Consider the following 13,591-nt stretch of genomic DNA (forward strand, 5'->3'; position numbering starts at 1 on the left):
GCGTCCGAGCCGGCCCCGCCGGCGACTCAGGTCCTGGAGAGAAGCGTGTCCACCGAGGAGAAGAAGGACAACGAGGAGCGCGAGGGCGGCGAGCCGACGACGCGCTCCGACGAGGCCGAGGCCGCCGCCACGGAGGACGCGTCCGAGGAGACGCGCGAGGCGAGCGGGTCCACCGAGGACAACGAGGCGGGCACGGAAGACGAGGACGAAGGCGACGCCGCAGAAGCGGCGGCCGTCGCGCCGGTCTCGAGCGCCGGGGTCGCGAAGTCGGCACCTCGCGGCAGCGCGGGCGCGCGCCTCGCCGCGGCGAAGGCGGCCAAGGCGGCGAAGAAGGCCGCGAAGAAGGCTCAGCTCGCCGCCGAAGGCGCCGCGACCGACGAGCTCGCGATGACCGGCGGTGGTGCGCCCGCGAAGGACGCCGAAGAGGTCCTCAAGGAGTCGCCGATCGGCGTCGCCGCGTCGAAGGCCGGCGAGTGGGCGCAGGCGAACCGTCAGCTCGCGGCCGGGATCGTCGGTGTGCTGATCGTCGGTGCGCTCGGCTGGGTCGGCTACTCGTGGTGGCACGCGTCGCAGGCGAACGCCGCGGGCGCGCTGCTCACGGAGGCGGTCGAGATCGCGAACGCCGAGGTCGTGCGCGAGGGCGAGGAGCGCCCCGAGCCGGTCGAAGGTCGTGAGGAAGAGCGCACGTTCCCGACGCGCGAGGCGCGCGCCGAGGCCGCGCTCGAGGCGTATCGTCGCGTGCTCTCGGAGGCCGGCGGCTCGGACGCCGCACGCTGGGCGCGCCTGGGCGAGGCGAGGGCGCTCTTCGATCTCGGCCGCAACGAGGACGCGCGCGGCGCGTACGAGACCGCGCTTCGTGAGGCGGGCGGCGATCCGATCGTCGCGTGGCGCGCGCTCGAGGGCATCGGCTTCACGTACGAGGCCGATCAGCAGTGGGATCAGGCGATCGAGCAGTACCAGGAGCTGCGCTCGATCGAGGACGGCGCGTACGAAGCGCCGGCCGACTTCCACATCGCGCGCATGCGCATCGCGAAGGGCGAGCGCGTCGAGGCGACGACCGCGTTGCGCGGTCTGATCGAGCGCCTGCGCGAGGAGTCGAGCGAGGGCGAGCCGGAGTTCCCGTACGTGCTGGCGCAGGCCGAGGTGCGGCTCCGCGAGCTCGATCCGGGCTCGGCCTCGAGCAGCTCGCCGATGATGATCGGGCCCGAGGGCCCGGGCGGCGCCGGCGGTCTTCCGCCGGGGCTCGAGGGGATCGATCCGCAGATCCTCGAGCAGCTGCGCCGTCAGCTCGGTGCGGGCGCGGGCGCGCCCGGCGAGGGTCAGCCCGAGTGAAGCGGGCGCTCGCGGCGCTGGTCGGGATCGGGGTCGGCGCCGCGTCGCTCGGAGCGTGCGGCGGCGTCTCGATCCCACTCGGGACGTACGAGCAGGCCCACGATGCGCCGCGCGGGCGCACACGCGAAGGTCGCCTGCCGATCCGCTGGACCAAGCGCATCGCGCCCGAGGACGAAGGTCCGTACCTGCCGATCGAGCGCGCCGTCCCGGCGCTCGATGCACGTGGCGATCGCATCTACGTCGGCTCGAGCGCTGGGTCGCTCTGGGCGCTGAGCGGCGCGGGCACCGAGATCTGGATGTACCAGGCCGGCGGTGCGATCGGCTCGCAGCCGCTGGTCGATCCCGACCGCGACGAGGTCTACGTCGCGAGCGACGACGGTCGCCTCCACGCGCTCGTCGCGTCCACCGGCGAGGTCCGGTGGCATGCCGAGGTCGGTGGCGCGGTGGGTCGTCCGCCGGTCGCGACCGATGACGCGATCTACATCATCACCGACGCGGACGTGGTCGCCGCGTTCGATCGCTCGACCGGCGAGGCGCTGTGGCGCTACCGGCGCGAGGCGCCCGAGGGCTTCTACGTCACCGAGCACGCGGGCCTCGCGCTCACCGATCGCCAGCTGATCACCGGGTTCACCGACGGCGTCGTGGTCGCGCTCGATCCCCGCGACGGTGCGGTGCTCTGGGAGCGGGACACGACCGCCGATCTGCGCACGACGAGCGACACGATCCGGTTCACGGACGTCGACACCACGCCGCTGATCATCGGCGACACGGTGTACGCCGCGTCGTTCGCGGGCGGGCTCTACGCGTTGGAGCGCTCGAGCGGCTCGGTGCGCTGGCTCCGCGAGGAGCTGACCGGGATCACGGGCCTCGCGGAGGCGCCCGGCGGGCTGCTGATCGCGAGCTCGGGAGACCTCGGCGTGATGGCGCTGCGCGCGGCCGACGGCGAGCGCGTGTGGACCAGCCGCATCGGGCGGGGATCACCCACGGTCCCGCGCGTGGTCGGTGACGTGGTGATCGTCGGTGAGAGCGAAGGCGGGCTGCTGACGCTCTCGCTCGGCCGCGGGACCGAGCTGGGGCGCATCGAGGCCGGTCACGGGTTCGCGGCGCCGGCGGAGTTCTCCGAGGGGCTCGGAGGCGCGGTGTCGAACTCGGGCACGCTGTTCGTGTTCCGGCTGCTCTGAGTCACCGGAGATCGTAGGCGACGTCGACGTGGAGCTCCTTGCCGTCGAACGGCGGGAGCTCGAGCCCGTAGAGCACGTCCGCCACGCACGAGCGCATCTCGACGTCGTCGGTCGGGGCCTGCCAGTCCGGCAGCTGGACCGACGCGACGAGGCCGTGCGGCGCGAACACGAGGAGCGCCCGGAGCGTCCCGCTGCGCGCGCCGCCGATGCAGCGGTGAATGGGCTCGCTCGCGCTCGCGAGCGTCTCCGCGAGGAGCTCGCTCGACCGTGAGGGCACCGGCTCGCCGACGATGCGCGCACGCGGTCCCGAGACGCACCCAGGAAGAAGCCCCGCCGCCGCGACTGCGGCGACGACGACGAGCCTTGGTTCCATCGCGAGGCACGTTGCTCCGTGCGGGAGGCGAGCAAGTCGCCGCACGCAGGGCCCCCGATCCCGATCCGGATGTCAACGCGAAGTAGAAATGTCCGGTTCTCTCCCAAGTAGGAATGTCCGGTCGTCGTTACGGGACAGCAAGCGCACGGCGCGGCGTCGCGCGCCGCGCCTAGAAACGCCCGCGTACGTCGAGCTCGACCTCGCAGCATCGTCGAACCAGAGCGCGGGGATCACGTTGGCGTGACGCGATCGACGGGCAGATGACTGACGTCGCGCTCGGGAAGATGGCCGGCCAGTCGGAGAGGGCGGAGATTCGTCGTCAGGACGATGCTCCTGCGTTCGTACCGCATCGAGAGAGCGCTTGGAAGAGCAGGTCGGCGTCGTGCAGCGCACCGCGCATGCCGCGAACCTCGACGGCAAGGCAGACGCGTTTCGGGCACTCGCTTCGTGCAGGCCTCGCGACGACCGCCGCACGCGCCGGCGTGCCCGAGCTCGACATCAGGACTCACTCAGTCGCGCGAGATCTTCTTCTCGACGAAGAGCACGTGCTTGCGCGCGATCGGGTCGAACTTCACGAGCTGAAGCTTGCTGGGCGCAGTGCGCTTGTTCTTCGACGTGACGTACGCGTATCTGGTGCCAGCCGTCGAGACGACGTGAATCACGTGGCGCATGATGCAACCTCGCCGCGCTCGTCACTCGAGATGGCTTCGTCGACGGCGAATGCAGGAAACGGATCCCGCAGCTCACGACGCCACCGGGCCACGCCCATCGTCATCTCCTCGGTCGTAAGCAAACACCCGTCGAGGCCCTCGCGTAGCGCTCGCTCGTTCATGTCGATGCCGATGAACACAATCTCCTGGTGTCGGTCACCGAACTCCGGGTCCCAGCTCGCCTCGATTTCAGCGAGGAACGCTGCATCGCTCGGCCAATTCGCGCGGTCGACAGCCGCCAAGAAGTACCCCGCATGCTCGACGCGTGCGGCGGGACCTGCCGAGCTCCACGACAGCGCCTCCGACATGCGCGTCGCGAGCCAGAAGAAGCCCTTGCTCCGCAGCACGCCTCGCCATTCGCTCTTGAGGAAGGCATCGAATCGCTCAGGATGCAGCGGTCGCTTGGACCTCCACACAAAGCTCGAGATGCCGTACTCGTCGGTCTCCGGCCTGTGCTTTCCCTCGAGCTCCTGGTACCAGCCAGGCGCGCGAGTCGCTCGCTCGAAGTCGAATCGCTGGGTGTTCAGGACGACGTCGAGCGGAACCCCGCCGTGCGTCGCGCGCACGAGCCGCGCGTCAGGATTCAGCTTGCGGAGCAGCGCCTCGAGCGTCTCGAGCGTTGCCGGCGCGGTGAGATCCGTCTTGTTCAGCACGATGACATCAGCGAACTCGACCTGATCGACGAGTAGGTCGGCGAGGTTGCGCTCGTCCTCGCTCGAGATCGCGAGCCCGCGGTCCCCGAGTTCGTCGGCCGACTGATAGTGCTCGAGGAACGTTCGCGCATCGACGACGGTGACCATCGTGTCGAGCCGCGCGACGTCCGCGAGGCTCACGCCGGTCTCGTCGCGAAACGTGAATGTCTGAGCAACCGGCAGCGGCTCTCCGACTCCGGTCGACTCGATCAGCAGATAGTCGAAGCGACCCTCGCGCGCGAGACGGCTGACCTCGGCGAGTAGATCGTCTCGCAGCGTGCAGCAGATGCATCCGTTCGAGAGCTCAACGAGCTTCTCTTCGGTGCGCGACAGGTTCGCATCGCCGCGCGCGACTAGGCGAGCGTCGATGTTCACCTCGCTCATGTCGTTGACGATGACCGCAACGCGTCGACCTTCACGATTGGTCAGAACGTGGTTCAGGAGTGTCGTCTTCCCTGCGCCGAGGAAGCCGGAGAGGACAGTGACGGGCAGACGTTCTGATTTCGGCGGTTCAGGGTTGTGCATGGCGCGACGCTATCGCATCTAGCATGCTCATGCAACGCGGTTGCATATGCGACTGTGATGCGATACGCCGATGCGATGCTGGCTCTGCGATCCATGCATCGGACGGAACATCGGTCTTGCTGGTCCCCTCGATCGAACATCTCGGAGGCATCCTCGAGTGCCGCGTCAACGCGTGGCTCGTGAGACGCGTGCTTCCGGAGCGCGTCGTCGACACTTGTCGTGCAATCGCGAACGAGCCGCTGCAGCGGTCGCTCGAGATCGCGCCGGGAACCAGCATTGCTCCGATCGTCGATGGATTACCGCCGGAAGCTTCGGAGACGATCGGCGCCGATGCGCGCCATCTGACCGCGATCTTCCTCGCGATCACGAATCGGCGTAGCGCCCAGGTTCGCCTTGAGAGCGTCTCGTGCGACGCGTGCCGCAAGTTCCACGTCGACTACGTGCGCATGCGAATGCTCGTGACCTACGCCGGGCCAGGCACGGAGCTCGTCGCGAACGGCGATGCGCGCCGCGAGTACATCGGACGAGCGGACCTCGGCTTCGACGAGGCGAACCGCGCGATCGTTCCGAACGCGTCGCGCGTCATCCACGCGCGCGAAGGAGATATCGTGCTGCTCAAGGGCGAGGCGTTCGAGGGCAATGCTGGCAACGGCGCGGTGCACCGCTCGCCACCGATCGAAGAGCGCGGCGAGCGACGCCTCATGCTGAAGATCGACCTGCCGGGTTCGTACTAGTGTCCCGACCGCCGCATGGTGATCGGCGCGATGCCGCTCCCGGTACCAATCGGACCGCGCCTACGAGATCTCGAAGAGACGCTGCGCCGGGTAGGCGCTCGAGGTGATGGCCTCGCGCATTCCAGCATGGCGCCCGATGTGCTCTTCGTCGTGCCGACGCGACGAGGCTGATCCGTCGGAAGCTTGCGCTGCGTTCCCGTGCGTGGAGCTCGTTCTCTTCCTGTGCGTGGAGCTCGTTCTCTACGACGTGCGCCCGAACGGCGGCTCGTCCCACGGTGCGGTGCGCGCTTCGTGCAGACGGGTTGCGATGAGACGCCGCTCGCGATGCGTGCGCGCCGCGGCTAGCGTCTGCTCTTCGCGGTCGCGTTGGTCGCGATGAATCTGATCGAGGATCGCGCCGAGCGGGTCGTCCTCGCGCTCCTGTTGGCGGCGCTGAATCTGATCGAGGGTGGTGCCGATGAGCTCGTGGTCGACGATATCGCCGAGCGCGACCGCGTTCTGCGCGCGGTCCTTCGGAAAGGCGCGCATCGGCAGCTCGACGCCTTGATGGCGAATGCTGACCCGGCCTTCGTCGTCTTCGAACACCTGGACCCGCTTGCCTCGCAGAGCGAGTGCGGTCGCCGAGGGCTCGAGCACGTAGAGCACGCGCTGGTAGTTGACCGCGAGGTTGTGCGTGACCTTCCGTTCTTCTCGTCGCTGGAAGACGTCATCGAGGCGCTGACCGGCGAGCAGCGGACGATGAGCGTCGGTCGCGTTCGCCGGTGCGCGGCCGAATCGAGCGTTGTAGTCAGCCATGAAGGCTGGCAAGAGCGCGTTGCCTTCGTCGATCGAGCCCGCTCTGGCGAGGCGGAGCTCCTTCACGAGGCGGTCTTGCAGCGTGAGATGCGCGCGCTCGACGCGACCCTTCGCCGGCGCGCTGTGCGCGCAGATGACGTCGATGTTGAGCTCGCTCATCGCGCGCCCGAACTGCGTGAGCCCATCGCCGCCGTGGTCCCGTCGATTGACGCGAAACTCGCTCGCCTTGTCGCTGTAGAACGCCACGGGACGGCCGTGGCGCTCTAGGTAGCGGCGTGCCGAGGCGAAGTAGTCGAACGTCGATTCGCCCGCGCAGAAACGCAGCTCCATCAGCTCGCCGGTCGCGTCGTCAACGAAGACGAGCAGGGCGCAGCGCGGAGCGCGATCCTCGAACCACTCGTGGTCGCAGCCGTCGATTTGAACGAGCTCACCGCGGCAAGCGCGGCGGTGCCGAGGCTGGTGCACGCGCCGGTCCCGACGGCGCCGTGGGACGAAGAGGCCCGCGTCGATCATCCACGTCCGAAGCGTCTCGACCGAGACGCTCATGCCGTGGCGCTCGATGAGCTTCTCGCGAGCGAGCGTCGGCCCGAAGTCGGCGTAGTGCGCGCGCACGATGTCGAGCGCACGGTCGTGCAGCTCGTCGGGGAGCCGTCGATTGCTGGGCCGACCGCGGCTCTTCGCGATGAGCGCGGCCGGGCCACCGGCCTCGTAGCTGCGGAGAAGCCGACGCACCTGGCGCTCGGTCAGGCCGAGCAGCTCGCCGGCTTGCCGCTGTGTCAGACGGCGCTCGACGAGCTTCGCCATCACGCCGGCACGATCGAGCTCCTCGGTGCTCATCGACAGGGGCCTCGCCATGCGCGGCGCGATACCCCGGACCGGACATTCCTACTTTGCACGAAGCGGACATTCCTACTTCGCGCCTACACCGGAACTTCGCAGAAGATGGATTATGTCAAGTTGCCTACCAGGAAATCCAGGCGATCCGGGCCACGACCGCCGGTCTCAGTCCTTGCTGCCCAGGAGCAGCTTCGCGAGCGCCGTCGCGTCGACCCGGGCCGTCGAGACCAGCGCCTCGAGCAGCCCGCGGCCCAGCCGCGCCACCTCGAGCAGCTCCTCGACGCGCTCCTTCTGCATCGCGAGCCGTCGTCGCTCGACGTCGTCGCGCGGCGTCTGCTCGGCGAGCGCTTGCAGCCCCTCCTCGAACGCCAGGATGGCCTCGTGGATCTCGACGAGCTCGCGCTCGCGCAGCACCCGCGAGACCATCTTCCAGAGGCTGTTCTCGGCCGCGAAGTGCTCGGCCCGCGAGCCCTGCACCCAGACGCGCTTCACCACGCCCCAGCGCTGCAGCTCGTTGAGCGTCATCGAGACCGAGCCGCTCGACAGCACGAGCCGCTCGCGCAGATCGCGCGACGTGAGCGGCTCGTCGCTCAGGTGCAGCACGACCCACACCCGGCCCATGTTCCGCTTGAAGCCCCAGAACTCCATCAAGCGGCCGATCGCCTCCGAGACGATCCGCTCCGCGGGGCTCATCGTGGAGACGTCGCGTGTGCCCTCGTCGCTCACGTCGAACGCGTCGTCTCGCCCGATCGCGGATCAGTCCCGCGCGAGCTCGATGTAGAACCCGTCGTAGGCCTCGGCGTAGTCCTCGTCGCCCGCGGCGAACACGACCATGCGCACGTTGCCGCGCTGCAGGCCGCGCAGGCCGATCGGGAGCACGAGCGCCGACGTGTCGGGCGGCGGCTCTTCGGGGAGCGCCTGCGGCTGCTCGCCCTGGGCCGCCCCGCCGCCGACCGCCTGCTCGAGCAGCTGGTCGATGCTGCCGTCCGCCGGCTGCGCTTCACCGCCCGCCTGGGGCGCCTGCTGCTCCGGCTGCGCCGGCTGCGGCTGCCCGGGCACCTCGGTGTCCGACTCCTCGGCGCGCGTGCTCGCGGCCTGAGCGGCCTGCGAGATCGGCGCGATCGGCTCGGGCACCACGTCGATCGCACGCGCGCCCGTCGCGACCTCGGCGATCACCGGCTCGAGGCGCTGCATGGCCCACTCGATCGCGGCCATGCGCTGAGTGGGATCCTCGTCGGTGACCAGCGTGCGGTTCTCGAGCTCGTACCAGCGCGAGAAGCCCTTGTTGGGCATGAGGACCTCGACGCGCTGCACGCGCCCGCGATCCAGGTGGAGCCGGAGGAACACGTGCATCTCGCGATCGATGCGCGTCGCGCCCGGGACCGGGATCACGTAGCTCGCGTGGTAGTGCTTGAGGCAGCCCTGGGGGTTGCACACCGGCGCCGGCGGCTGGCCGAACGCCTGCGAGAAGTCGGGGTTCGCCCGCGCGACCGCCGAGATCGGCTGGCCGAAGTTGCGAATGCCGAGCAGCGTGCGCGTCCAGAACGTCACGGCGCGCGTGACCCAGAGGCGGCGGTCCTCGGCCGCGACCGCGCGCTGCTCCTGCTGGACCTCCTGCACGTGCTCCTGCTCGACCTCGCGGCGCTCCTGCACCGTGCCGAGCGCGGCGAGGCGCTGCTGCGCAGCCTCGACGTGCGCGCCGTCGGGGAAGACCGCGAGGTAGAACTGAAGGCCCTCGCGCGTCGAGTTGCCCTCGGTCCACACCGCTTCTTCGTGCTCTGCGCGCTCGGCGCGGACCTCTTCGATCCAGAGGCCGCCCGGATAGGTCGTCGCGTAGCGCTCGAGCGCGGCGAGGCGATCGTTGCGCTCACTCGCCTGACGCACGCCGCGGTACGCCACGTACTCCTCGTGCGTCGCCACCGTCGCGCAGCCCGGAACGAGCCCGAGGAGCGCGCCCGCGATCGCGAGCACCGAGATCCCACGCTGTAGGGACTTCATCGTCAGATCCCCTCCGGTTCGAAACCACCGCCGGAGCCACCGCACACAGCTTGACACTCGGGGAGCGCGGCGTCGTCGGTGCCGACGCGCGTGGGATCGACCAGCGCGCTGAAGCACGCGTCGACGGTCGACTGCGTGGGATTGCACCCCGCGCCGAAGTTGAAGCCCGAGCACATCACCGGGATCTGCCCGACGCACGCCTGGTAGCCCGGCTCGTCGAGGCGGCCCGCGACGCGATCACGCGCACACGTGCGCTCGTTGTATCCGCGGCAGTACTCCTGCGGATCGACGCTGGTCCCGCCACTGCTGCAGCCCGACACGTAGCCGGGCGTCGGCGCACCGACGAACATCGCCATGATCAGGACCACTGCTGCACGCAGCAGGAAGTTGGCGCGCGGGGTCACGGAAGCACCTCGTACTCGAACATCAGACCGACCTCGCCGCTGATCGTCGGCCACACCATCGAGTCGCCTGCGAAGAAGACCGCACCGTTCACCGCGGCGTATGCACCGAGCCCGGTGAGGAACTTGAAGACGAGGCCGACCTGGAGCTCGAGGCCCCAGTTGAAGTCGGTGCTCGCCTGGCGCGACGTGCCGGTGACCGCGGAGAGCACGAGCGGCACGCCGACGTGGCCCATCAGCTGGAACCACTCGTCGAACCAGTAGCGGAGGAAGTACGTCGGCGTGATCGCCCACTGACCGAGCGCGTCGATGCCGAGACCTGCCGTGCCGTCGGGCGTCAGGTTGGTCGCGAGGCCGAGGCCGGCGCCGTGCTGGAGCTCGCCGTCGCCCTCGAAGAACCAGCCGCCGCGCAGCTGCAGGTACGGCGGCGAGAAGCGACAGCCCTCGCGGCCGGGCACGCCGGGATCGCACACCGCCGCGTGCGCGAGGAGGCGGACGGTGCCGCCGGCGCCGAGCGTCGCGAAGGCCTGCCCGTAGCGGTGGTAGGCGGGACGTGCGCCCTCGCCTCCTCCCTCGACGCCCTCTTCGCCCCACGCGCGGCCGCCGCGCGAGCGGCCGGCCTCCTCGGGCTCTTCGGAGGGAGCGTCTTGTGCGCGCGCGATGGTGGGCGCCGCGATGGTGGGCACGAAGCCCACGCACGCGATCGCCAGCATCAGTGGGAGCGCGAGGTGCGCGGACGTCGTTGCGATTCGAAGCGAAAAAGCCTGGAGCCTCGACACGGTGGCGGACCCTAAATGAGCGTCCTGATGGGGTCAAGCGAGGCCTATGCGTGCTCGCAGGCCCGAAAACGTCGTGGTAGACACGCGGCCGTGTCGAGGTTCCTCGCGGGGTTCGCAGCAGCGACGGTGGTCTGGGGCAGCGCGGCGGCGGCGCTGCACTTCGCGCTCGGTTGGGGTCCTCCGAGCGAGCCCGAAGAGGTCGCGGAGATCGAGGAGGCGACCGAGATCGCAGCCGCGCCCGAGGAGACGACGAAGCGTCGCGGCGGGCGGCGCTCGGGGCGACGCGGCTCGCGGAGCACCGAGGGATCGATCGAAGAGAGCGTGCCCCGCGGCGACGCGGTGACCGGCGACGATCTGCGCGAGGGCGAGATGCGCGTGATCGACGGCGAGGGGACCGGCGGCGAGCAGCAGCTCAGCGGCGCCGAGATCGACGCGGCGTTCGACGGCGCGATGGGGCGCATCCGGCGCTGCTTCGTGCTCGCCGCGGGCGACGATCCGGTGCGCGGACGGCTCACGTTCGGCCTGCGGATCGCGGGCAGCGGGCGGGCGACCGCGGTGAACCTCAGCGGGCCCGCGGTCGTGACGACCGGCGACTGCGGCGAGTGCCTCCGCGACGCGGCGCGCGCGATCCAGTTCCCCCGCTTCGACGGGCCGGAGATGGTCGTGCGCTATCCCATCACGCTCGAATGACCGATCCGCGAAAGAACGCGCGCGACGAGTGGATCGCGCGCGCGGTCGTCGTCGTCGCGGCGATCGCGACGTTCGCGCGCGGCGTGGGCGGCGGGCTCGTGCCGAGCTGGGACGACGGGCGCTTCCTCGTCGAGAACCCCGACGCGCAGCACGTCTCGTGGGACGCGCTGGTCCGCATGTGGAGCGCGCCGCGCTTCGAGGCGTACCAGCCGCTGCACCTGCTCTCGTACTGGATCGACGTGCCCTGGGCGGGACCGAGCGCGCCGGTGGTGCACGCGGTGTCGCTCGCGCTGTGGTGCGGCGCGCTGCTGCTCGTGCTCGCGCTGATGCGGAAGCTCGGGCTCTCGCTGGTGCCCGCGGTGATCGCGACGCTCTTCTTCGGGCTGCATCCGGTGCAGGTCGAGGCGGTGACGTGGGCGACGGGGCGCAAGGACGTCCTCGCGGTCGCGCTCGCGGCGGGCAGCGCGATCGCGCACCTGGGATCGGAGCGGTGGAACGATCGCCGCGCGTGGATCTCGCGCGCGCTCTACGTCCTGGCCGCGCTCACGAAGACGATCGTGCTCCCACTGCCGATCGTGCTGTTCGCGGCCGACGTGGTGCTGCGCAAGCGCGACGCGCGGAGCGCGGCGATCGCGCAGGTGCCCTCGTTCGTGATCGGCGCGGCGCTGGCGGTCGTGGTCGTCGGTCTGTGGCGCGAGAACGAGATGATCCGCACCGGCAGCGGATCGCTCTCGCTCGTGCTCGCGACGTACGCGCACCACCTCGGGACCGCGCTGTGGCCGGCGTCGGTGTCGCCGATCTATCCGCTCGCGCGCGAGGAGGCGCCGAGCGTCGCGGGGACGATCATCGGGTGCGCGGCGATCGTGGTGACGATCGTGCTCGCGTGGCGCGCCCGCGCCCACGAGCTCGGTCGGCGCGTGCTCTTCGGGATGATCGCGTTCGTCGTGCTGCTCGCGCCGGTGTCGAACGTCCTGCCGCTGCACTTCCAGTGGCACGACCGCTACGTCGTCCTGCCGCTGCTGGGGATCGCGTTCGTGCTCGGCGCGTGCGTCGATGCGCTGCGCCCGAACCGCGTCGTCGTGGCGATCGCGCTCGCGCTGTGCGCGGCGCTCGCGCTGCGCACCGTCGCGTACGAGAACGCGTGGGCGAGCGATCTCGCGCTCTGGCAGCACGCGGTGAGCGCCCAGCCGCGCGCGTTCTACGCGTGGCTGAAGCTCGGTGAGGTGCGTCGCGACGCCGGTGACCATGCCGGCGCGCTGCGCGCGTACCAGGAGGCGATCGAGATCGCGCCCCAGCTGCGGCTCGGTCACGGCGCGTTCATGTCGGCGCTGCTGCTGCGCGAAGAAGCGCGCCGCGAGATCACGCCGTCGCACGCGACCGAGACCGCACAGCGCTTCATGATGCGCATGGACGATCCCGTCGCGCTGCGCGAGCTCGCGGGCGAGATGGCGCAGATGGGCTATCGCGACGGCGTCACCTACGCGCTGGCGCGCGCGCTCGACATCGAGCCCATCCCCGACGAGCGGCTGGAGCGCGCGGCGCAGGTGCAGCTCGCGCAGGGCAACGAGTGGCTCGCGCGCTTCTATCTCTCGCGCATGGGCCGCAACCCGGTGATCCCCGAGGTCATCCGCTACGTCGAGCGCGAGCGCGCCCGTGAGCGCGGCGAGGACGAGACCCCGCCCTCGCCCGCTCGCGCGCCCACCGAGACCGAAGAGGCTACTCGCCCTTGAAGACGGGCTTTCGCTTCTCCGCGAACGCGGCGAGCGCCTCGAGCCGATCCTTCGACGCGAGCGTGCGCTCGTAGCTGAGCCGCTCGATCGAGAGCCCTTCTTCGAGCGGCTGATCGGCCGCCGCGTCGATCGCGGTGAGCGCCGCGGAGATCGCGATCGGCGCGCCGGTGAGTAGCGGCTGCGCCCACTCGATCGCCGCGTCGAGCGCGCGCTGATCGGGCGCTGCGAGGCGCTGCACGATGCCGTAGGCGAGCGCCTCGTCGGCGCTCAGGCGACGCGCGAAGAGGATCAGCTCCTTCGCCCGCGCCGGACCGAGCTCGCGCGTGAGGCGCTGGGTGCCGCCCGCGCCCGGGATGATCCCGAGCGAGGTCTCGGTGAGCCCGAGCTGCGACGTCCGCGACGCGATGCGCAGATCGCATGCGAGCGCGAGCTCGAGCCCGCCGCCGAACGCGACTCCGTCGATCGCCGCGATCACCGGCACCGGCAGACGATCGAGGTCGCGCAGCGAGACCCGATAGAGGCTGAGGAAGTCGCGCACCTCTTCCTCGACCATGCCCTGGCGCTCCTTGAGGTCCGCGCCTGCGCAGAACGCCTGATCCCCCGCGCCGGTCACGATCACCGCGCGCAGCGTCGGATCCTTCGCGCCCTCGCGCGCCAGACGACCCAGCTCGCGCACCACCGATCGCGAGAGCGCGTTGCGGCGATCGGGACGATCGATCGTCCAGATCGCCAGCGCGCCACGGCGCTCGGCGCGCACGCCCACCGACCCACCTGCCGTCTCGATCTCGCGCTCGACCTGGTTCGTCATATGCCG

14 protein-coding genes are annotated in these 13,591 nt (G+C 70.4%); 5 read left to right on the forward strand and 9 right to left on the reverse strand.

The window, feature by feature from the left end:
* Window positions 1-45 precede the first annotated feature (45 nt).
* Both I5071_RS11865 and I5071_RS11870 read left to right on the forward strand, forming a co-directional pair.
* Complete coding sequence (locus I5071_RS11865) at window positions 46-1,332, forward strand: tetratricopeptide repeat protein (RefSeq protein ID WP_236605543.1); 1,287 nt, start codon at window positions 46-48, stop codon at window positions 1,330-1,332.
* Window positions 1,329-2,513: a PQQ-binding-like beta-propeller repeat protein gene (locus I5071_RS11870; protein WP_236605544.1), complete on the forward strand. Its 1,185-nt coding sequence runs from the start codon at window positions 1,329-1,331 to the stop codon at window positions 2,511-2,513. Before I5071_RS11865 ends, I5071_RS11870 begins: the two co-directional genes overlap by 4 nt.
* Before the next feature lies 1 nt (window position 2,514).
* On the opposite strand, the gene I5071_RS11875 is transcribed toward I5071_RS11870, so the two are convergent.
* From I5071_RS11875 to zigA, 3 genes are all read right to left on the reverse strand, one after another.
* Window positions 2,515-2,886, reverse strand: a complete 372-nt coding sequence (locus tag I5071_RS11875) for a hypothetical protein (protein ID WP_236605545.1) — start codon at window positions 2,884-2,886, stop codon at window positions 2,515-2,517.
* Window positions 2,887-3,395: 509 nt separating this feature from the next.
* Complete coding sequence (rpmG, locus tag I5071_RS11880) at window positions 3,396-3,557, reverse strand: 50S ribosomal protein L33 (protein WP_236605546.1); 162 nt, start codon at window positions 3,555-3,557, stop codon at window positions 3,396-3,398.
* On the reverse strand, window positions 3,545-4,813 hold the full coding sequence (gene zigA / locus I5071_RS11885; protein ID WP_236605547.1) for a zinc metallochaperone GTPase ZigA: 1,269 nt from the start codon (window positions 4,811-4,813) through the stop codon (window positions 3,545-3,547). The genes rpmG and zigA overlap by 13 nt, the downstream gene beginning before the upstream one ends.
* 116 nt (window positions 4,814-4,929) lie before the next feature.
* On the opposite strand from zigA, the gene I5071_RS11890 reads away from it, so the two are divergent.
* Window positions 4,930-5,547: a DUF1826 domain-containing protein gene (locus tag I5071_RS11890; protein ID WP_236605548.1), complete on the forward strand. Its 618-nt coding sequence runs from the start codon at window positions 4,930-4,932 to the stop codon at window positions 5,545-5,547.
* A gap of 240 nt (window positions 5,548-5,787) precedes the next feature.
* Here I5071_RS11890 and I5071_RS11895 read toward each other — a convergent pair whose 3' ends face one another.
* From I5071_RS11895 to I5071_RS11915, 5 genes are all read right to left on the reverse strand, one after another.
* Window positions 5,788-7,179, reverse strand: coding sequence for an ISNCY family transposase (locus I5071_RS11895; protein WP_236605549.1), 1,392 nt, complete (start codon window positions 7,177-7,179; stop codon window positions 5,788-5,790).
* A gap of 165 nt (window positions 7,180-7,344) precedes the next feature.
* On the reverse strand, window positions 7,345-7,905 hold the full coding sequence (locus I5071_RS11900) for a GbsR/MarR family transcriptional regulator (protein ID WP_236605550.1): 561 nt from the start codon (window positions 7,903-7,905) through the stop codon (window positions 7,345-7,347).
* A 30-nt stretch (window positions 7,906-7,935) separates the two neighbouring features.
* On the reverse strand, window positions 7,936-9,177 hold the full coding sequence (locus I5071_RS11905; protein ID WP_236605551.1) for a hypothetical protein: 1,242 nt from the start codon (window positions 9,175-9,177) through the stop codon (window positions 7,936-7,938).
* Window positions 9,178-9,179: 2 nt separating this feature from the next.
* Complete coding sequence (locus tag I5071_RS11910) at window positions 9,180-9,581, reverse strand: hypothetical protein (RefSeq protein WP_236605552.1); 402 nt, start codon at window positions 9,579-9,581, stop codon at window positions 9,180-9,182.
* Window positions 9,578-10,291, reverse strand: coding sequence for a hypothetical protein (locus I5071_RS11915; RefSeq protein WP_236605553.1), 714 nt, complete (start codon window positions 10,289-10,291; stop codon window positions 9,578-9,580). Before I5071_RS11915 ends, I5071_RS11910 begins: the two co-directional genes overlap by 4 nt.
* 156 nt (window positions 10,292-10,447) lie before the next feature.
* On the opposite strand from I5071_RS11915, the gene I5071_RS11920 reads away from it, so the two are divergent.
* Both I5071_RS11920 and I5071_RS11925 read left to right on the forward strand, forming a co-directional pair.
* Window positions 10,448-11,047 (forward strand): hypothetical protein, encoded by a 600-nt coding sequence (locus I5071_RS11920; protein ID WP_236605554.1) that lies wholly within the window; start codon window positions 10,448-10,450, stop codon window positions 11,045-11,047.
* Complete coding sequence (locus I5071_RS11925; protein WP_236605555.1) at window positions 11,044-12,777, forward strand: glycosyltransferase family 87 protein; 1,734 nt, start codon at window positions 11,044-11,046, stop codon at window positions 12,775-12,777. The genes I5071_RS11920 and I5071_RS11925 overlap by 4 nt, the downstream gene beginning before the upstream one ends.
* On the opposite strand, the gene I5071_RS11930 is transcribed toward I5071_RS11925, so the two are convergent.
* Window positions 12,764-13,585, reverse strand: a complete 822-nt coding sequence (locus I5071_RS11930) for an enoyl-CoA hydratase-related protein (protein WP_236605556.1) — start codon at window positions 13,583-13,585, stop codon at window positions 12,764-12,766. The two genes, I5071_RS11925 and I5071_RS11930, sit on opposite strands and share 14 nt — an antisense overlap.
* Window positions 13,586-13,591 lie beyond the last annotated feature (6 nt).

This window comes from Sandaracinus amylolyticus (assembly GCF_021631985.1).
GTDB lineage: Bacteria > Myxococcota_A > Polyangia > Polyangiales > Sandaracinaceae > Sandaracinus > Sandaracinus amylolyticus_A.

Coding starts and splice junctions, on each gene's coding strand:
- I5071_RS11915 (WP_236605553.1), bottom strand. CDS start 10,291: ATGCTGGCGATCGCGTGCGTGGGCTTCGTGCCCACCATCGCGGCGCCC.
- rpmG (WP_236605546.1), bottom strand. CDS start 3,557: ATGCGCCACGTGATTCACGTCGTCTCGACGGCTGGCACCAGATACGCG.
- I5071_RS11925 (WP_236605555.1), top strand. CDS start 11,044: ATGACCGATCCGCGAAAGAACGCGCGCGACGAGTGGATCGCGCGCGCG.
- I5071_RS11875 (WP_236605545.1), bottom strand. CDS start 2,886: ATGGAACCAAGGCTCGTCGTCGTCGCCGCAGTCGCGGCGGCGGGGCTT.
- I5071_RS11905 (WP_236605551.1), bottom strand. CDS start 9,177: ATGAAGTCCCTACAGCGTGGGATCTCGGTGCTCGCGATCGCGGGCGCG.
- zigA (WP_236605547.1), bottom strand. CDS start 4,813: ATGCACAACCCTGAACCGCCGAAATCAGAACGTCTGCCCGTCACTGTC.
- I5071_RS11895 (WP_236605549.1), bottom strand. CDS start 7,179: ATGAGCACCGAGGAGCTCGATCGTGCCGGCGTGATGGCGAAGCTCGTC.
- I5071_RS11930 (WP_236605556.1), bottom strand. CDS start 13,585: ATGACGAACCAGGTCGAGCGCGAGATCGAGACGGCAGGTGGGTCGGTG.